A 17,567-nucleotide genomic window follows, 5' to 3' on the forward strand; every position below is an offset into this window, starting at 1 on the left:
TTGGGCGATCAGTTCCGGCGGCCGCCCGAAAGCAGGCGGAGGAGGTTGAGGAAGATGTTCAGGAGGCTGATGAAGAGCGAGAGGGCGAAGCCCGCCGCGTCGGTGTAGTCGCCGCCCTGGAGCATGCGGGAGGTGTCCCACAGGATCTTGGCGGAGCACGCGATGACGATCACCGCAGAGATGGCCAGGTGGAAGATCTCCATCTGGACGAAGAACCCGATGAGGATGGCCACCATGGCCACCACCAGGCCCACCGTGACGAAGCTGCCCAGGAAGCTGAAGTCCTTCCTGCTGAAGTGCGCCACGGCGCTCAGCACCAGGAAGTCGGCCGCCGTCATGCCCATGGCCGCCATCACGATGCCCGGGCCCGACTGCTGCATGGCCGCGAGCATGGCCATGCCCGCGATGATGCCCGCCACGAAGGTGAACGCCGCGTAGGCGTACCGGTTCTGGGGTTTGGTTCGGCTGACCTTCTGGGCCCAGAAGAACGTTCCGAAATAGACGCCGAGGATGGGCCAGAAGAAGAACCGCCCCAGGGCCCCGATCAGGTAGTTCAGCACGAGGGGAGAGGCCAGGGCCCCCACCGCCGCCACGCCGAACCCGCCCATCAGCCACAGATAGACACTCCGGACGAACGCCGTGCGCTCCTCGGCGCGGGAGGCCCCGAAGATCGTCCTGCCTTCATAGTTGCTTTCCATGCTTGCGACCTCTGAAAACCCCACGCGAGGGGGACCTTCAATCGTATCACCTGCCCAATCCATTGCCTCCCCGAAGTCCGGCGGGGCCCGATGGTTCACAAGTTCAAGGGGTGGCGACAGAGGGGAAAAGGTTCCCGGCGCGGGGCAGGTCGGGGCGCGGTTGGCGGATCGGGCCGGGGTCGTCGCCACCGCCCGGCGCGGGGGGGAAGCCGGAAGGCCCGGGGTCAGCAAAATCCAATAGACGTATTAAATTTTGCTAATTTTAGAATAATTTCAATCCTAATTATTATAATTTTGTCTAGCATTAACACAGAATAGGCACTTTCTACCAGGAGATGCCATGAACATTCTTGGATCCCTCGCCGGACACCTCAAGCGCCTCGCCACTCCCGCCGCCCGGCCCGCCCTCACCCTCGATGAGGCCCTTCCCCGCCTCCTTCCCAAGGTCCGACCCAGGTTCCTCCATGAGACCCTTGCCCTGCGCCCAGGCGCGGCGCCGCCCGAATTCCGGCCCCTGGCGGGCATCTTCGCCACCAGCCTTGTGGTGGACTTCCCCGACTGCGAACTGGATGTGGGACCGAAGCAACTGGCCTCCTGGGGCGCCGACTACGATGCCCTCCTGCAGAGGGCCCGGACGAACCTCCTCCAGCGGGGCGGCGGGGAGCGCTTCCTCCAGGTGCGGCCCGGCCTCTTCCGCTCCACCTGGCGGGACGCCCTGGACGGCAGCCGCATCCTCCTGCCCGGCATGCTCAAGGGTCTCGACCTCCCGGGCGAGCCCGTTGTGGTCCTGCCCGACCGGGACACGCTCCTGGTGGCGGGCTCGGAGGATCCCCGGGCCCTGGGCTGGCTCCTGGAGTTCGCCCTGGACGTCCTGGGCGGCACCCCGAGGTGGATGAACAGCTGCCCCCTCAGGCTCGCGCACTTCCAGTGGGAGCCCTGGGACGGCGGCCCGGACCACCCCGCGGCCCCACTCCTGGCCCGCCTCCGCCGCCGGCGCCTCACCGAGGAGTACGCCGGCCAGAAGATCCTCCTGGACCGCCTCCACGGCAGGGAGGTTTCCGTGGCGCCGCTTCTCGTGACCGAGACGCCCTCGGGCGCCGTGCTCAGCTCGACCTTCCTCCCCGGGGCTTCCGAGGAGGCCTGGCTCCCCGAGGCGGACCGCGTGGGGCGCCTGGACGGAGGCGGCGGCCACGGCACCTGCCAATGGATCCCCTGGGGTACGGCGCGTGCGCGGCTGGGCGGCCTCCTGGAGCCCATGGGGATCTTTCCCGAGCGCTACCGGATCCGGGCCATGCCGACGCCGGCGCTGCTGGTGACCCTGCTGGAGACCGGCCCTACTTGTTGATGATCATCCGCTGCGGAATGGGCCTCCCGAAGCCCTCCAGCTTGAACCGCACCTGCACCCGCCTGCGCAGCTCCCTCGCCACGGCCCACTGCTGGCCGGGGAGGCACTTGGTCAGGGTCCGGATCGTGCAGCTTGCGGCGGTCATCGCCTCCACGCCCAGGACCTCGGTGGGTTCCAGCACGTCCTCCCGGGCCCCCATGAGCTCGGCGCCCACGTCCCGGAGCACGTCCATGATGCGGTCCAGGTCCTCGTCGTGGCTCACGTCCACGTCCACCAGGGCCTTGGCGAACTGCTTGCTGAGGACGATGACGTCACTGATGGTGCCGTTGGGCAGGAAGTGGGCGCGGCCCTCCATGTCCCGCAGCATGGTCATCCGGAAGGTCATGCGCTCCACGGTGCCCACGTGCTTGTCGCCCACGGAGATGATGTCGCCCACCCCGTACTGGTTCTCCACCAGGAGGAAGAAGCCGCCGATGACGTCCTTCACGAGGTTCTGGGCGCCGAAGCCGATCGCCGCGCCCACGATGCCGACCCCGGCCACCAGGGGGCCCACGTTGACGTTGAACTCCTGCAGGGTCTCCAGGATGAAGAAGGAGACCACCAGCACCCGGGCGAAATTCCCGATGACCGCGCCCAGGGTCTTGGCCCGGCGCTGGATCTCGGGGTTGTGTTCGCCCACGCCGGCGGCCATGGACCGGGCCACGGCCCTGGACACCAGGCGCAGCGCCCAGAGGATGATCAGGCAGGTGACGACGACCACCAGCATGCGCTGCAGCTTCTGCCAGCCGGTCTGGTCCAGCCACGCGGCCGCCTTTTCGATGTGTCCGCCCAGTGCGATGCCCATCCCACTCCTCTAGTGTCTGATCACTTTCCCATGGATGAGGGAAAAGTGCCGCCAGTTCCCCGGCATGTGGGAGCCGATGGAGGCCACGGCCGTGGCGGCGAGGTACCACCCCAGGCGCTGCTGGGGGACCAGGTTGCCCAGGCCCAGGAGGGCCAGCTTGAGGAGCACGGCGACGCCGCTGCCCTGGTAGATCACCGTCGTGCCCTTGGCCAGGTCCAGGGCGAAAAGAAGCACGCCGCTGACCACGGTGGCCGCGATGGACGCCTTCAGCCGGTCGTGGCCGGCTCCCAGGGCCACGCCGCCCAGGACGAGGCCCATGGCCATGATGTGCGCGGTGCGAAGGCCCACCTGGAAGGGGCGGGCCCAGGGGAGGGGGAAACCTTCGCTCAATGGTCCTCCGCCTCGTTGAGGAGGTGGAGCGCCACCTCGCTGCCGGGTTCCAGGGCGGTGGGGCCCTCGGGGATCACGGCCAGGGCGTTGGCCCGCATCATGCCCGAAAGGATTCCGGAACCCTGGGGTCCGGCCAGGGCCACCGTCCCATCCGGCCCGGAAACCACTCTCAGGAATTCGGTGCGCATGGGGTCCCCGCCGCGCTTCCAGCCCTCCTCCAGGATCCCCGTCCGCTCCGGGCGGTGGAGGTTCCGGTACCCCATCATGCGCCGCACCGCGGGCCGGACGTACTCCTCGAACATGAGCATGGCCGCCACCGGGTTGCCGGGAATGCCGAAGATGAGCTTGCCCTGGAAGACCCACAGGCCCAGGGGACTCCCCGGCTTCTGGGCCACCTTCCAGAAGACCCGCTCGGCGCCGTGGTCCTCCAGCACCGCCTTGATGTAGTCGAAATCCCCCACGGAGATCCCGCCGTTGGTGAGCACCACGTCGGCCTCCTCCAGGGCTTCCCGCAGGGCCCGGGCCACGGTCTCCCGGCGGTCCACGACCCGGGGCCGCGGGACGGGGAGGCCCCCGGCGGCCAGGACCTGGGCGCAGAGGGAATGGATGTTGGCGTCCCGGATCTGCCCGGGGCCGGGGCGGTCGCCCGCGTCCACCAGCTCGTTGCCGGTCGTGATGACGGCGACCCGGGGGCGGGGCCGCACGCTGACTTCGGGACAGCCGATGGCGGCCAGCACCCCCACCTCGGCCGGCCTGAGCACCGCCCCTGCCGGAACCACCAGGCCCCCGGCCGGGATGTCCTCGCCCGCGTGGCGGATGTTGGCGCCGCGGCGAGGTGCCGTGGAAAGGATCACCCAGTCGCCCTCCACGCGGACGTGTTCGATGGGAAGGATGCAATCGGCGCCCGGGGGCAGCGGGGCGCCCGTCATGATGCGCAGGGCTTCCCCGGGCCGGAGGGCCGGCACCTCGGCCATGCCGGCCGGCACGGTCCCGGCCACCGGCAGCCGCCCCAGGGCGGCGTCCCCGGCCCGCAGGGCGAAGCCGTCCATGGCGGAGTTCGTGAAGGGCGGCACGGGCTCCCGCGCCAGGATGTCCTCGGCCGCGGCGAGGCCGAGGGCCTCCATGAGCGGCAGCCGCCGGGGCGGCAGGGGCTCCGCGCGCTCCAGCACCAGCTTCAGGGCCTCCCTGTATCCCAGCATCGCCACCATCCTCGACGCGACCATGGTATCAGGCCGCATGGACGGGACCCCGCTCCAGGGTTACCCTGGGGGGCGATGAACACCTCGGCCAAGAAGATCGTCAGCATCGGCATCCCCATGGGGGAGCACTACGCCATGGGCCCGGGCAAGGCCGACCTCCTGGAGGCCATCCAGGAGACCGGCTCCATTTCAGCCGCCGGGCGGAAGCTCGGCATGAGCTACCGCCGCGCCTGGCTCCTGGTGGACGAGATGAACGCCTGCTTCCGGGAACCCGTCGTGACCACCCGTCTGGGCGGCCCCAAGGGCGGCGGGGCGGTGGTGACGGACCTGGGCCAGGAGGCCGTGAAGCGCTACCGGGCCCTGCAGTCCCTGGCCTGGGACGCGGTGCGCCATTCCATCCGGGAGTATCAGCGGCTCCTGGGCAATGGGGCCGGGGTCCAGCCCGACTGACTTGCCATCCGCTATATCCATATGTAACCATCGGTGCAGCGTCCGTTCCCGGGGCCGGGATGTCCGAATTCCGCGCCTTAGCGCCCCAAACGAGGGGTGTGGTCCGACCATCCGCCCGGGACGGCCGTAATCGGAGGGCACCCATGAAAAACCGGATCCTGAGTCTCCTGGCCGGAGCCATCCTGTGCCTGGGCCCAGCGGCCTTCGCCCAGCACAGCGTGATCCTCGCCACCACCACCAGCACCCAGGACTCCGGGCTGCTGGATGTCCTGGTTCCCATGTTCCAGAAGCAGACCGGGTTCCAGGTCAAGACCATCGCGGTCGGTTCGGGCCAGGCCATCGCCATGGGCCGCAAGGGCGAGGCCGACGTCCTCCTGGTGCACTCCCCCGACGCCGAGAAGACCTTCATGGCCGACGGCCCCGGCCTCAACCGCAAGCTGGTGATGCACAATGACTTCGTGGTGCTCGGCCCCGCGGCCGACCCGGCCGGCCTGAAGGCCGCCCCCACCGCCGCCGACGCCTTCCGGAAGTTGGCCGCCGGTTCAGCCACGTTCGTCTCCCGGGCCGATCAGTCCGGCACCCACGCCCAGGAGAAGAAGCTCTGGAAGGGCGCGGGCATCGATCCGGCCGGCAAGCCCTGGTACCTGGAGACCGGCCAGGGCATGGGCCAGACCCTCAACGTGGCCTCCGAGAAGCGGGCCTACACCCTGTCGGACCGCGGCACCTACCTGGCCATGAAAAAGAACCTGGGCCTGGCCATCGTCTCCGAGGGCGACGTCTCCCTGGCCAACATCTACCACGTCATCGAGATCGACCCCGCGAAGTTCCCCAAGGTCAACGCGGCCGGTGGCAGGGCCTTCGCGGCGTTCATGGTCTCGGCCCCCGCGCAGGCTGTGATCCGCACGTTCGGCGTCGACAGGTTCGGTTCTCCCCTTTTCTTCCCCGACGCGGGCAAAAAGGACAACTAGGGCTGTTATTGCGGGACCCCTAGACTGGGTGAATCCCCTGAGACCCGGGAAAGGACCCATGACCAACGCCATCTTCAATCTCCCCGAAGCCTTCAACGAACCGGCCTTCTCCTATGCCCCGGGCACCCCCGAACGGGCCCTGCTCAAGGCCGAGCTGGACCGGCAGTACGACCAGGTCCTCGACATCCCCCTCATCATCGGCGGCGAGGAGGTGCGCACCGGCCGCCTCCAGGACGCCGTGTGCCCCCACGAGCACGGCCACGTGCTGGCCCGGTACCACGAGGCCGGCGAGGCCGAGATCCGGCTCGCCATCCAGGCGGCGCTGGACGCCAAGGCCGAATGGGAAAGCACGCCCTGGGAGGAGCGGGCGGCGATCTTCAACCGCATGGCCAGCCTCATCTCCACCAAGTACCGGTACATCCTCAACGCCGCCACCATGCTCAACCAGTCCAAGACCGCGCACCAGGCGGAGATCGACTCCACCTGCGAGACCGCGGACTTCTTCCGGTACAACGCCAAGTTCATGGAGCAGATCTACCGCCAGCAGCCCGAGAGCAACACCCACACGTGGAACCGGGTGCACTACCGGGCCCTGGAGGGCTTCGTCTTCGCGGTGTCGCCCTTCAACTTCACCGCCATCGGCGCCAACCTCGCCACCGCCCCCGCCCTCATGGGCAACACCGTGGTGTGGAAGCCGGCCAGCACCTCGATCCTCTCCAACTACTACCTGATGCAGCTCTACAAGGAGGCCGGCCTGCCCCGGGGCGTCATCAACTTCGTGCCCAGCAGGGGCTCGGTCATCGGGAAGATCGTCCTGGACCACCCGGCCTTCGCGGGCCTGCATTTCACCGGGTCCACGGGCGTGTTCAATTCCATGTCCAAGACCGTCGCCGACAACGTGGGCAAGTACAAGATCTACCCCCGCCTCGTCGGGGAGACCGGCGGCAAGGACTACATCTTCGTGCACCACTCCGCCGAGATGGTGGAGGTGGCCACGGCCATCGTGCGGGCCTCCTTCGAGTACCAGGGGCAGAAATGCTCCGCCTGCTCCCGGGCCTACGTCCCCGCCTCCCACTGGCCCCAGCTCAAGGAGCTCATCCTCGGCATGATGGCCCGCATCAAGGTGGGCGATCCCCGGGACTTCAGGAACTTCATGGGCGCCGTCATCGACGAGGCCAGCTTCGACAACACCATGCGCTACATCGGCCTGGCCCGGGAATCCCCGGCCGCCGAGATCATCCATGGCGGCCGCGGCGACAAGGCCACGGGCTGGTTCGTGGAGCCCACCATCATCGTCACCACCGACCCGAAGTTCGTCACCATGCAGGAGGAGATCTTCTCGCCGGTGCTCACCCTCTTCGTCTACGAGGACGCGAAGCTGGACGAGACGGTCCGGCTCCTGGACGAGACCAGCCCCTACGCCCTCACCGGGGCCATCTTCGCCCGCAACCGCTACGTCATCAATCGGCTCACCGAGGCCCTGGCCAACACCGCCGGCAACTTCTACATCAACGACAAGTGCACCGGCGCCATGGTGGGCCACCAGCCCTTCGGCGGCGCCCGGGCCTCGGGCACCAACGACAAGGCCGGCAGCTTCCTGAACCTCATCCGCTGGACCTCGCCCCGCACCATCAAGGAGTGCTTCGCCCCCCACCGGGACTTCGCCTATCCTTTCATGGACGAGGAATGAAATTTGGAACTGCTGTGGGAGGGCATCCGGAAGGCCTTTGACCTTCTGCGCACCCTGGACCCCGAGGTCCTGGGGATCACCCTCTTCACCCTGAAGGTCACCCTCCTGGCCACCCTGGCGAGCCTGGTGCTGGGCCTGGGGGCCGGGCTGGTGCTCGCCCTCACCGACTTCCCCGGGCGGCGCATCGTCATCAGCCTGGTGAACACCGGAATGGGCCTGCCGCCGGTGGTGGTGGGGCTCTTCGTCACCATGTTCCTGTGGCGCAACGGGCCCCTGGGCGGCTGGGAGCTCCTGTACACCCCCTCGGCCATCATCCTGGCCCAGACCGTCATCGCCACCCCCATCATCACGGGCATCAGCGTGGCCGCCCTCCAGCAGCTGCCCCCGGACCTGCGCCTGCAGATCCTCTCCCTGGGGGCCACCCGGATCCAGATGCTCTGGCTCCTGGTGCGGGAGGCGCGCCTGCCCCTGCTGGCGGCGGTCATGGCCGGCTTCGGCGGGGTCATCTCCGAGGTGGGGGCCTCCCTCATGGTGGGCGGCAACATCAAGGGCAGCACCCGGGTGCTCACCACGGCCACCGTCATGGAGACCGGCAAGGGCAACTTCGACGTGGCCATCGCCCTCAGCCTCATCCTCCTGGCCCTCACCTTCGTGGTGAACGCCGCCCTCACCCACATCCAGCAGCGGGAGCGGCCCCGGTGACCGCGCTGCTGCGGGTGGAGGACCTCGTCGTCCGGCGCGGGGACGTCACGGTCCTGGAGGTCCCTTCCCTGGACCTGGAGGCCGGCGGGGTGCTGGCCCTCATCGGCCCCAACGGCTCGGGCAAGAGCACCCTCCTCAAGACCCTGGCCTGCCTCCTGGAGCCGGCCCGGGGCGCCCTCTTCTTCCGGGGCGAGGCCCTGCGCCCCGACGCCTACCGGCGCCGGGTGACCATGGTCTTCCAGGCCCCCCTCCTCTTCGACGCCACGGTTCGGTCCAACCTGGAATCCGGCCTGAAGCTCCACGGGGTGCCCGCGCCCGGGCGCGGGCCGAGGGTCGAGGAGCTGGCGCGGCGCTTCGGCGTGGACCACCTCCTGGACCGGTCCGCCCGCAACCTCTCCGGCGGCGAGGCCCAGCGCACCGCCCTCGCCCGGGCCTTCGTGCTGCGCCCGGAGATCCTCTTCCTGGACGAACCCTTCTCCGCCCTGGACCCCCCCACCCGGGAGGCCCTCCTGGACGACCTGGCCGGGGTCCTGCGGGAGACCCGCACCACCACCGTCATCGCCACCCACGACCAGATGGAGGCCCTGCGCCTCGCGGACCGCATCGCCGTCCTGCGCCAGGGACGCATCGTCCAGTGCGGCCCCGCCCCCGACGTCATCAACCGCCCCGCGGACGCCTTCGTGGCGGACTTCGTGGGCATGGAGACGGTCCTGGCCGGCCGGGTCGAAGGCGCCGGCCACGGCGAGTTCCGGGTGGGGACGGCCGGAGGCCCCGTGGTGGCCGCGGGGGAGGCCGCCCCCGGCGACGAGGTGCGCATCGGCATCCGCCCCGAGAACGTCACCCTCTCCCCCCACGCCGAGGCCCACTCCAGCGCCCGCAACAATTTCCACGGCACCGTCACCCGCATCGTCCCCAAGGGGCCCTTCTTCAAGGTGGAGCTTGACTGCGGCTTCTTCCTGGCCGCCTACGTCACGCCGGTGTCCCTGGAGGAGCTGGGCCTGGCCGAGGGGAGCCGGGTGGTGGCGAGCTTCAAGGCCACGGCGGTGCATCTCCTGCGCAGATAGTGCGCGCCGCGCCTCCCTGTGGCATCGTGTCAGGCATGCGCTCCAGCTTCCGCTGCATGACCTTCCTCGTTGCCGTGGCCTCCCTCCATGCCCAGGATGCCTGGGCCCCCGTGGCCAAGGCGGTCGCCGCGCTGCGTTCCCCGGAGAGCCATGTCCTGGTGGCCGCCCTGCCGGCGCCTGAGTTCGCCTGGTTCGGCGAGGACAGCCTGGGCTCCGAGTATGAGAAGGGCCTCGCCCTGCTTGTCCCTTCGGAGGAGCTCAGGGCGGTCATGGCCGGGATCCAGAAGGGACCGGGCTGGGCCCTGTATGACCCGTCCGGCCTTCAGATCGCCGAAGGGCGGGGCCTGCCTTCCCCCGCGAACATCCGCGCCCTCATGGAAGGCAACGGCTGGCGTTCCCAGTGGGACGCCCTCAAGGACCATCTGCGCGACCGTCCCGACGACGCCCAGGCCTGGCAGGAGCGGGTGCAGGGGCTTTCCGTCCACGCCTACAACGCCCGGAAGGCCGGCAAGCTGGGCCCCGGACTCCTGGCGATCCTTCGCACGGAGCTGGCCTCCGCCCTGAAGGGGTTCGAGGCGGCCCTGGGGGAGGACGAGGAGCCGTTTGCCCAGTCCGCCATCTATACGCTGGGCCAGGCGGGCCTGGACCAGGATCCGGAGCTCGGACCGGCGGTACGCAGGTTCGCCTCGAGGATCCGCCCCCTCCTGTTGAGGGACCCCGAAAACCTGAGGCTTTGGAACATGGGCATCAACCTGACCCCGGCTTCCGATCCTGCGCCGGGGGCCCTGGCGGCCGCCCTGGATCTTCCGGGCGTGCCGGGGCGCCCGTGGCCACCGCCCTTCGCGCCCTTCTTCCTCCGCCTGATCCACCGGGACGCGCCCGCCATCCTGGCCAGGGAAGCGGCCGCGAGCCTGGAAGCCAGCCTCGATCCCGCCCTCGTGCGCAGGCTGGGCAGGCGCCATGTGAACCAGATGCTGGTGGAGTGGGGAGGGCTTCACCTGGAAGCCCTGCTCCGCCAGGGACACCTGGACGAGGCGCTGGCGGATGCGGCCGGTCTCCGCGCCCGGAGCGGGTCCGCCTGGCGCGCCCTTTCCGCCAGGGCCCTGATGGCTACCGCCCGGAACAGCCCCGAGTTTCCGCCCCTCCCGCCCCTGACCCCGGAACAGAGATCCCCGCTTCTCGACCTCCTGAACCTGCCTCCCCTGCCCGACCCGCCCCTGCCGGATCTCCCCCCGCTGCGCCTCGCCCTGCTCGGACCCCATGCCCCCATCGCCTGGGCACGCGTCCAGATCGACCCCCTTTTCAAGGTCTGGGATCCAGGCGACCTGACCTGGACCCCCCTTTCCGCCGGGGAAGCCGAGGCCCTGAACGCGTCCCACGCCTGGGCCGCGGGTACCCGGTGGGTGCTGCTCCAGGGCAGCCGGCTCCTGGCCACCGGACCCGGCCTCCCGGCCGCGGAGACCCTGGATGCCGCCCTGCGGGCCCAGGCCACCCCCCGCCTGGACGCCCTCAACGCGTTCATCAAGGCCAACCCTGAGCGCCTGGATGCGAGAAGGGAACGCATGGAGGCCCTGCGGACCCGCCTCCCCGACCCGGCCCTGGAGGTCCTTTTCCTGAGTGACTGCGTGGCGACCTGCGCTCCCCTCCGGGCCCTCCCCTTCAAGCCCGACCCGGCCACCTGGGGACCCGCCGCCAGGAAGATCTGCTCCACCCTTGCCGAAAGGCTCGGGGCATGGCCGTCCAATCCACTCGCCTGGAGGGCCTATGCCCAATGGTCGGCCTTGGACAGCCGGATCCCCCGGCCCCATGAGCTCCTCGCCTCCCTGGACCCCTGGCCGCGGATGGGGGGCCACGGCCTGGCGGGCCCGGTCCCCGGCACCGTCTCCTTCGCGATGGAACGGACCCTCGCCTCCGAGGGCCGGCACCGGGAGATCGACGCCTGGATGCAGAACCTCTGGTCCCGGGGCCTCAGGGCGTTCGTGGTGCGCTGGGCCGGCCTTTCCATGGCGGGCGGCCCGTCCCGCAGCGATTTCGAGACGCAGGGAATGCAGGTGCCTGAACTCCTGGCCGGCTGGGGCAAGGCGATCCGGGCGGCCGGCGACGCGAAGCGTTTGGCCTCGGTCCGGTTCGACCTCGAGGAGATCCGCACGGGCCTGGGCGACCTCCTGAACCTCGGCGAATAGTCGACTTCCGTTGTCAGATAAGGCCGTGAGCCAGATCACAAATCCGGCCGCTTCCTTGTTCCGCCGCAAATGCCAAGGTACGTTGAACTGGGGCGCACGACGGCAACATGCCGTCGAGGGATGTTTGCCCCATGGGAGTGGCCTGGGCATGAGACAGCTGCGCATCGACCTGACCAAGTGCAACTACGGACGGGACTGCAACCACGAGTGCGAGTCCGACTGCGCCACCAAGGTGTTCAAGGTGGACGACCCCAAGCTGGCGGCCCTGCACATCCGGGACAACGGCGACGGCACCGGCACGACGGTCCTCTGCGACCAGTGCGGGGACTGCGTGGTGGTGTGCCCCGCCGAGGCCCTCAAGCGCAACAAGCTGGGCGTGGTCATGATCAACAAGAAGCTCTGCGTGGGCTGCTACATGTGCATCGGCTTCTGCGAGAAGGAGGCCTTCGAGCGGAACCCCGACTGGATCGAGCCCTACAAGTGCACCTCCTGCGGGATCTGCGTGAAGGCCTGCCCCCACGCCGCCCTGGAGATCGTCGAAGTTCCCGAACCCGCCCGCCGCATCATCTGAACCGAGGAACGCCCGATGAGCCACATGGAATTCAGCACCCCCATCGTCCGCTGCGAAGTGGACTTCACCAAGCGCACCGAGTACCACGAAGGCCTGGAGGCCATCAGGGCCGCCCACAAGCTCCTGGCCGAGGCGACCTTCACCCCCAGCCTCCCCGACAGGGGCTACACCAACCGCACCCTCTACGTGAACGTGGGCAGCCGGGAGATCATGGAGAAGCCCGTCACGCAGCAGATGAAGGACATCTTCCTGGGCGGGCGCGGCTTCGGCCTCTGGCACCTGTGGAACGCGGTCACCCCCGCCACCCGGTGGAACGACCCCGAGAACGAGATCATCATCAGCCCCGGCCCCGTCTCCGGCACCACCCAGTACGCGGGCAGCGGCAAGTCCCTGGTCGTGACCCTCTCCCCCCAGACCGATATCCCCGTGGACTCCAACGTGGGCGGCTACTTCGGACCCCTGCTCAAGTTCTCGGGCTTCGACGCCCTGGAGCTCCAGGGCAAGGCCGACCAGGACGTGATCCTCTTCATCGACGGCCAGAAGGGCGTCATCCGCATCGAGGCCGCGCCCATGGAGCCCGTGGACAGCCACGTGCTGGCCGAGGTCCTCACCCGGATGTACGCCGAGAACGACGAGGACCGCGTGAACATCTCCGTCGTCTCCACGGGCGCCGGCGCCGAGCACAGCCTCATCGGCATGCTGAACTTCTCCTGGTGGGACCACCGCCGGGGCTGCGTGCGCCTCAAGCAGGCCGGGCGCGGCGGCATCGGCACGGTGTTCCGGGACAAGCGGATCCGGGCGCTCGTGTGCCGCGGCCCCGTGGTCAAGGGCGGGCTGAACAACCCCGTGGACCCCGAGACCATCGCGAAGACCGGCATCAAGTTCCACAAGGAGATGCGCACCAACGACGACTCCCAGTGCAAGATGCGCCGCAACGGCACCGCGCACATCGTGGAGATCATGGACGCCTACGACCTCCTGCCCACCCACAACTTCCAGTACGGCTCCCACCCCGACACCCACAAGATCGCCTCCCCCGTGTGGCAGGCGCGCTGCACCCAGGAGACCGTGGACGGATGCTGGTACGGGTGCTCCATGGCCTGCGCCAAGGGCGCCGACGGCGTCGTGCTCAAGACCGGCCCCTACAAGGGCCACATGGTCACCGTGGACGGCCCCGAGTACGAGAACGCCGCGGGCCTGGGCTCCAACGGCGGCGTCTTCGACCCCGACTACCTCCTCGAACTGAACTTCTACTGCGACACCTACGGCGTCTGCACCATCACCTGGGGCACGCTGACCGCCTTCGTCATGGAGTGCTACCAGCGCGGCATCCTCAACCTGGAACGCACCGGCGGCCTGGACCTCACCTGGGGCAACGCCGAAGCCGACCTGGAGATGATGCACCAGATGGCCCGCGGCGAAGGCTTCGGCCTCATCGCCGGCCAGGGCATCCACAAGATGAAGGAGATCTTCGCGGCCAAGGGCTGGGGCGACCCCAAGCTCATGGCCGACATCGGCATGGAGTGCAAGGGCCTGGAGTACAGCCAGTACATGTCCAAGGAGTCCCTGGCCCAGCAGGGCGGCTACGCCCTCACCAACAAGGGCCCCCAGCACGACGAGGCCTGGCTGATCTTCATGGACATGGTGAACAAGCAGCTGCCCACGTTCGAGGACAAGGCCGAGGCGCTCTACTACTTCCCCCTGTTCCGCACCTGGTTCGGCCTCAACGGCTTCTGCAAGCTCCCCTGGAACGACGTGGTCCCCTCCGACAACGCCTCCACCAGCGAACCCGCCAAGGTCCCCGAGCACGTGCAGAACTACGTGGACGTCTTCACCGCCACCACGGGCATCAGGATCGACAAGGACGAGCTGATCCGCCAGAGCGCCAAGGTCTACAACTTCCAGCGCATCTTCAACATCCGCATGGGCAAGGGCCTGCGCTCCTTCGACATCCCGCCGTACCGCTCCGTGGGCCCCGTCACCCGCGAGGAGTACGAGTCCCGCGCCGAGCGCTACGACAAGCAGATGGTGGAGGAGATCGGCGTGGATCCCGCGGGCAGGTCCGTCGACGAGAAGATCGCCATCACCCGCGACTACCGCATGAAGCGCTACAACAGCCTGGTGGACGCCGTCTACCTCCGCCGCGGCTGGACCCCCAACGGGGTGCCCACCCTGGCCCGCATCCAGGAACTGGGCCTGGACGTCTTCCCCGAAGTGGTCGAGATCGTCAAGAACCACGGCGGCTGACCGTGATCACCGTCAACGGCGACACGGCGGCGTGGACCCCCGGCATGACCGTCAAGGACGTGCTGACGCTGAAGAACTTCAAGTTCCCGCTCCTGGTCATCAAGCTGGACGACGCCCTGATCCAACCCAAGGACTACCCCACCACCCCCGTCCCCGACGGGGCGGTGGTGCAGGTGATCCACCTCATGAGCGGCGGCTAGCCTCCGCCTCTCTGCGTGTGGGCCCGGAACCGGTCCATGAAGGCCGCCTCCTCCGCCGGGGCGTACCCGACGAAATCCAGCTCCACCCGCACCCGCTCCAGGGCCAGGACCCCGAGCGCCAGGGGCGGCAGGGCCGTGACCCGGACTACCCACGTCCGCGCCCCCTCGCCGCCCCGGTAGACGTCCCCATCCTGGACGAAGGCCCCGCCCACCGCAGCCGGCAGGCAGCGTCGGAACTCGGCCGGCGACAGGGTCATTTCCAGGAGGACCATGGGGGATTATCTCCCGGAAGGAAAGGCGCTCCGCCCCGTTGGCGAGCCCGTCCGCCCGGATCGAGTAGGGTTTTTCTCCCGGGGGCCTTGCGAAGGGATGGGCGCGGGATTAAATTTCGTTTTGAATTCTTTTTTGTTTCTTAATTTTTTCGCTTAACTATTCTCCGTCCATTTACCCCGCCGGTAACGGCTACCGGAATGGGGCGTTTCTCCCAATTCAGATCAAAAATTATAGGAAATCATCATGAATATCGACCCGCTTGGGTACAACGACGTTCAGGCCGGAATCACCGCCCTGGTCGAATCCGCACGATCCACAGCCGCTCGGAGCGTCAACGCATTGATGACCACCACCTACTGGGAGATTGGCAGGCGGATCGTCCATTTTGAACAGGGCGGAAGGGAGCGAGCCGCCTTTGGCGAAACCCTTATTAAACGTCTCGCAGCCGACCTGACCAAGCGGTTCCCACTCCCCTGGTCGGCCTTTGTCCGGCTCTTGTCTGTCAACGATTTATCAGCACGAATGTTTTATGAATCGAAGGCTCTCCGGGGAGGGTGGTCCGTTCGCCAACTGGATCGCCAAATAGAGAGCCGATTCTACGAACGCACCTCCCGTGCAGACAGCAAGGCCATCCCGTTGGACAGTGGGCCTCCAGGAACCGGTAACCCCTCGCCCCACGAGGCCATCAAGGACCCCTTTGTTCTCGAATGCCTGAATCTGAAGGACGAATACTCCGAATCCGAACTCGAGGAGGCCCTCATCCAGCATCTCGCCGAATTCCTTCTGGAAATGGGGGATGATTTCGCGTTCGTGGGGCGCCAGCGGAGGCTTCGCCTCGATGACACCTGGTTCCGGGTGGACCTGCTCTTCTTCCATCGCAAGCTGAATGCCCTGGTGGTGATCGACATCAAGGACAGCCGGTTCAGCCATGCCGATGCGGGCCCGATGCACATGTATTTGGACTACGCCCGGGAGCATGGGATGCGTGAGGGGGAGAACCCCCCGGTGGGCCTCATCCTATGCACCGGGAAGGGCGCGGAGGAGGCCCATTACGCTCTCGACAACCTGCCCAGCACGATTCTGGCGGCAAGGTACCCGGCCGAGTTGCCGGATGAGGGGCGGCTCGTGAAGGAACTCGAACCGACGAGGCTCGCCCTGGAAACTCGGCCCAGGCCCCCGCCTCCCTGAGGCTCCAGGCGACGCTCCGCCCTACTCCCTGGAGATTCGCATCAGCCCTGACTGGACCAGGACGTACAGTGCCCCGTCCTGCCCAAAGGCCAGGTCCCTCATCTCCTGCTCGAAGCCGCTGGCGAAAAGGCTCACGTTACCGCTGGCCAGATGGAGGCGGGCCACCCATCCTCCGACGAGATCGCCAAAGTAGTAGCTCCCCTTGTAGGCCGCGGGCCAGGTGGAGGATGGAGGGTCGAAGGCGGCGCCCAGGATGGCCTGCCCCACCAGGAAGGTGCCCGTGCTGGCCGGCTGGCCCGGAGGGATGCCTGAATGGCCATAGGCGAACAGGGGGGTCGTGAAACCCGGCGTGGTCGTGGGACCCTCGGTGGAAGGCCACCCGTAGTTGGCGCCCGCGGCGCCCAGATCCACCTCCTCCCAGGTGGACTGGCCCACATCGTTGATGTGCATGCGGGAGGTCCCGGGCTGGAAGGCGAAGGTGAAGGGATTGCGCAGGCCCAGGGCCCAGATGGCCCGGTTGCCTTCCGTGGCGGTGCCGTAGAAGGGGTTGTCCGGTGGGATGGATCCGTCCGCGTTGTAGCGGAGGATCTTGCCCAGCGGGCTGGAGAGGGAGGGCGCGTTGGCGCCCACCCTGTTCTCGCCCACCCCCACATAGAGCTTGCCGTCCGGCCCGAAATGGAGCGCGCCGCCATTGTGGTTGTCCGCCACCAGGGCCGGAAGCTCCACCAGGATCGTCTCGCTTCCGGCGAGCATGCGGTCCGGGTTGCCCGGGTCCGCGGCAAGCCTGCTGACGCGGTTGTGGATCACGGGGGAGGTGGCGGTGTAGTAGACGTAGAGGTATCCGTTGGCGTCAAAGGCCGGGTCGAACGTCACCCCCAGAAGTCCGCGCTCCCCCGAGGCCGTGGCAGGGAGGGTGGCGAAGGGCGCGGCAAGGAGGCTTCCATTCTTGTAGATCCGGAGCGCCCCGGCCTGTTCACACACGAAGATCCGCCCGTCGGGCGCCGCGCCCAGGGCCGTGGCGCTGGACAGCGTGCCGGGAAGCGAGGTCATGGTGAAGCCCGCCGGCAGGGCGGCTCTGCCCCCGAATGCCACCACGGCCTTGGACCAGGGGCTGGCATTTCCAGCCGCATCCCGGCTGCGGGCCCCGACCACGTGCTGGCCGGCAGCATAGACGCCGGTGTCCGGCAGGGTGAACGTGTAGGGCGCCTGGGTCGCGGTGCCCAGATCCGCCCCGTCCAGCTGGAAATCCACTCCCGCCACGCCCACATCGTCCGTGGCCGTGGCCGCCAGCGTCACCGCCCCGCTGAGTCCGGTGGCGAAGGAGCCGGGGAAGGTCAGGGCGCAGACCGGGGGCGTGGTGTCGGAAGAGGGCGTCGGGGGAGGCGTGGGAGGGGGCGTCGCGGGTGGGGGGGCAGGCGTGGGATTGGACGGGGCGGCGGGACTCGAGGACCCACAACCGAGGGAAAGAACGGGAGGAACCAGCAGGATGGCGAACACCAGACGGCGCATGGAAGCCTCCAGGGCATCACCCGACCTTACACGTGCTGGAAAAAAA

General features: G+C 68.3%; 17 protein-coding genes. 11 read left to right on the forward strand and 6 right to left on the reverse strand.

Translation table 11 applies throughout. The annotated features are described in order from the left end of the window. Window positions 1-8 precede the first annotated feature (8 nt). Window positions 9-698, reverse strand: a complete 690-nt coding sequence (locus tag ACZ5MC_RS22435; RefSeq protein ID WP_306598140.1) for a Bax inhibitor-1/YccA family protein — start codon at window positions 696-698, stop codon at window positions 9-11. A 340-nt stretch (window positions 699-1,038) separates the two neighbouring features. On the opposite strand from ACZ5MC_RS22435, the gene ACZ5MC_RS22440 reads away from it, so the two are divergent. Next, entirely contained in the window at window positions 1,039-2,043 is a 1,005-nt protein-coding gene (locus ACZ5MC_RS22440) for a DUF1444 domain-containing protein (protein ID WP_464516776.1), read from the forward strand. On the opposite strand, the gene ACZ5MC_RS22445 is transcribed toward ACZ5MC_RS22440, so the two are convergent. Genes ACZ5MC_RS22445 through ACZ5MC_RS22455 form a run of 3 tightly spaced genes read right to left on the reverse strand, consistent with a single transcriptional unit; the run spans window position 2,033 to window position 4,515 of the window. Then, window positions 2,033-2,887: a mechanosensitive ion channel family protein gene (locus tag ACZ5MC_RS22445; protein WP_464516777.1), complete on the reverse strand. Its 855-nt coding sequence runs from the start codon at window positions 2,885-2,887 to the stop codon at window positions 2,033-2,035. The genes ACZ5MC_RS22440 and ACZ5MC_RS22445 overlap by 11 nt on opposite strands. 9 nt (window positions 2,888-2,896) lie before the next feature. Continuing rightward, window positions 2,897-3,277, reverse strand: coding sequence for a hypothetical protein (locus ACZ5MC_RS22450; protein ID WP_464516778.1), 381 nt, complete (start codon window positions 3,275-3,277; stop codon window positions 2,897-2,899). Beyond that, a complete protein-coding gene (locus ACZ5MC_RS22455; RefSeq protein ID WP_306598150.1) occupies window positions 3,274-4,515 on the reverse strand; it encodes a molybdopterin molybdotransferase MoeA in 1,242 nt (413 codons plus the stop codon). Before ACZ5MC_RS22455 ends, ACZ5MC_RS22450 begins: the two co-directional genes overlap by 4 nt. 36 nt (window positions 4,516-4,551) lie before the next feature. Here ACZ5MC_RS22455 and ACZ5MC_RS22460 point away from each other — a divergent pair, with 36 nt between their 5' ends. The 9 genes from ACZ5MC_RS22460 (at window position 4,552) to thiS (ending at window position 14,551) form a co-directional block, all read left to right on the forward strand. Further along, window positions 4,552-4,926 carry a winged helix-turn-helix domain-containing protein gene (locus ACZ5MC_RS22460; RefSeq protein ID WP_306598151.1) on the forward strand — a complete coding sequence of 125 codons (375 nt, stop codon included), beginning with the start codon at window positions 4,552-4,554 and terminating at the stop codon, window positions 4,924-4,926. Window positions 4,927-5,069: 143 nt separating this feature from the next. Further along, entirely contained in the window at window positions 5,070-5,894 is an 825-nt protein-coding gene (locus ACZ5MC_RS22465) for an ABC transporter substrate-binding protein (protein ID WP_464516779.1), read from the forward strand. A gap of 58 nt (window positions 5,895-5,952) precedes the next feature. Then, window positions 5,953-7,584 (forward strand): L-glutamate gamma-semialdehyde dehydrogenase, encoded by a 1,632-nt coding sequence (gene pruA / locus ACZ5MC_RS22470; RefSeq protein ID WP_306598153.1) that lies wholly within the window; start codon window positions 5,953-5,955, stop codon window positions 7,582-7,584. A 3-nt stretch (window positions 7,585-7,587) separates the two neighbouring features. After that, window positions 7,588-8,286 (forward strand): ABC transporter permease, encoded by a 699-nt coding sequence (locus tag ACZ5MC_RS22475; RefSeq protein ID WP_306598154.1) that lies wholly within the window; start codon window positions 7,588-7,590, stop codon window positions 8,284-8,286. Continuing rightward, a complete protein-coding gene (locus tag ACZ5MC_RS22480) occupies window positions 8,283-9,350 on the forward strand; it encodes an ABC transporter ATP-binding protein (protein ID WP_306598155.1) in 1,068 nt (355 codons plus the stop codon). The genes ACZ5MC_RS22475 and ACZ5MC_RS22480 overlap by 4 nt, the downstream gene beginning before the upstream one ends. A 35-nt stretch (window positions 9,351-9,385) precedes the next feature. Next, the gene (locus ACZ5MC_RS22485; RefSeq protein WP_464516780.1) at window positions 9,386-11,533 is read left to right on the forward strand and encodes a hypothetical protein; all 2,148 of its coding nucleotides are present in this window, start codon (window positions 9,386-9,388) and stop codon (window positions 11,531-11,533) included. A gap of 148 nt (window positions 11,534-11,681) precedes the next feature. Further along, on the forward strand, window positions 11,682-12,104 hold the full coding sequence (locus ACZ5MC_RS22490; RefSeq protein WP_306598157.1) for a 4Fe-4S binding protein: 423 nt from the start codon (window positions 11,682-11,684) through the stop codon (window positions 12,102-12,104). A gap of 15 nt (window positions 12,105-12,119) precedes the next feature. After that, complete coding sequence (locus ACZ5MC_RS22495; RefSeq protein WP_464516781.1) at window positions 12,120-14,351, forward strand: aldehyde ferredoxin oxidoreductase family protein; 2,232 nt, start codon at window positions 12,120-12,122, stop codon at window positions 14,349-14,351. A gap of 2 nt (window positions 14,352-14,353) precedes the next feature. Beyond that, the gene (thiS, locus tag ACZ5MC_RS22500; RefSeq protein ID WP_306598159.1) at window positions 14,354-14,551 is read left to right on the forward strand and encodes a sulfur carrier protein ThiS; all 198 of its coding nucleotides are present in this window, start codon (window positions 14,354-14,356) and stop codon (window positions 14,549-14,551) included. On the opposite strand, the gene ACZ5MC_RS22505 is transcribed toward thiS, so the two are convergent. Continuing rightward, window positions 14,548-14,823, reverse strand: a complete 276-nt coding sequence (locus ACZ5MC_RS22505) for a hypothetical protein (protein ID WP_306598160.1) — start codon at window positions 14,821-14,823, stop codon at window positions 14,548-14,550. The two genes, thiS and ACZ5MC_RS22505, sit on opposite strands and share 4 nt — an antisense overlap. A gap of 244 nt (window positions 14,824-15,067) precedes the next feature. Here ACZ5MC_RS22505 and ACZ5MC_RS22510 point away from each other — a divergent pair, with 244 nt between their 5' ends. Next, window positions 15,068-16,012, forward strand: coding sequence for a PDDEXK nuclease domain-containing protein (locus ACZ5MC_RS22510; protein WP_464516782.1), 945 nt, complete (start codon window positions 15,068-15,070; stop codon window positions 16,010-16,012). Between the two features lie 21 nt (window positions 16,013-16,033). Here the strand turns inward: ACZ5MC_RS22510 and ACZ5MC_RS22515 are convergent, their stop codons facing one another. Then, window positions 16,034-17,521, reverse strand: coding sequence for a PQQ-dependent sugar dehydrogenase (locus ACZ5MC_RS22515; protein ID WP_464516783.1), 1,488 nt, complete (start codon window positions 17,519-17,521; stop codon window positions 16,034-16,036). Window positions 17,522-17,567 lie beyond the last annotated feature (46 nt).

The sequence above is a fragment of the Mesoterricola sp. JemC181 genome (assembly GCF_055384585.1).

Coding starts and splice junctions, on each gene's coding strand:
- ACZ5MC_RS22455 (WP_306598150.1), bottom strand. CDS start 4,515: ATGCGGCCTGATACCATGGTCGCGTCGAGGATGGTGGCGATGCTGGGA.
- ACZ5MC_RS22515 (WP_464516783.1), bottom strand. CDS start 17,521: ATGCGCCGTCTGGTGTTCGCCATCCTGCTGGTTCCTCCCGTTCTTTCC.
- ACZ5MC_RS22445 (WP_464516777.1), bottom strand. CDS start 2,887: ATGGGCATCGCACTGGGCGGACACATCGAAAAGGCGGCCGCGTGGCTG.
- ACZ5MC_RS22440 (WP_464516776.1), top strand. CDS start 1,039: ATGAACATTCTTGGATCCCTCGCCGGACACCTCAAGCGCCTCGCCACT.
- ACZ5MC_RS22465 (WP_464516779.1), top strand. CDS start 5,070: ATGAAAAACCGGATCCTGAGTCTCCTGGCCGGAGCCATCCTGTGCCTG.
- ACZ5MC_RS22505 (WP_306598160.1), bottom strand. CDS start 14,823: ATGGTCCTCCTGGAAATGACCCTGTCGCCGGCCGAGTTCCGACGCTGC.
- ACZ5MC_RS22460 (WP_306598151.1), top strand. CDS start 4,552: ATGAACACCTCGGCCAAGAAGATCGTCAGCATCGGCATCCCCATGGGG.
- ACZ5MC_RS22490 (WP_306598157.1), top strand. CDS start 11,682: ATGAGACAGCTGCGCATCGACCTGACCAAGTGCAACTACGGACGGGAC.
- ACZ5MC_RS22510 (WP_464516782.1), top strand. CDS start 15,068: ATGAATATCGACCCGCTTGGGTACAACGACGTTCAGGCCGGAATCACC.
- ACZ5MC_RS22435 (WP_306598140.1), bottom strand. CDS start 698: ATGGAAAGCAACTATGAAGGCAGGACGATCTTCGGGGCCTCCCGCGCC.
- ACZ5MC_RS22485 (WP_464516780.1), top strand. CDS start 9,386: ATGCGCTCCAGCTTCCGCTGCATGACCTTCCTCGTTGCCGTGGCCTCC.
- ACZ5MC_RS22495 (WP_464516781.1), top strand. CDS start 12,120: ATGAGCCACATGGAATTCAGCACCCCCATCGTCCGCTGCGAAGTGGAC.
- pruA (WP_306598153.1), top strand. CDS start 5,953: ATGACCAACGCCATCTTCAATCTCCCCGAAGCCTTCAACGAACCGGCC.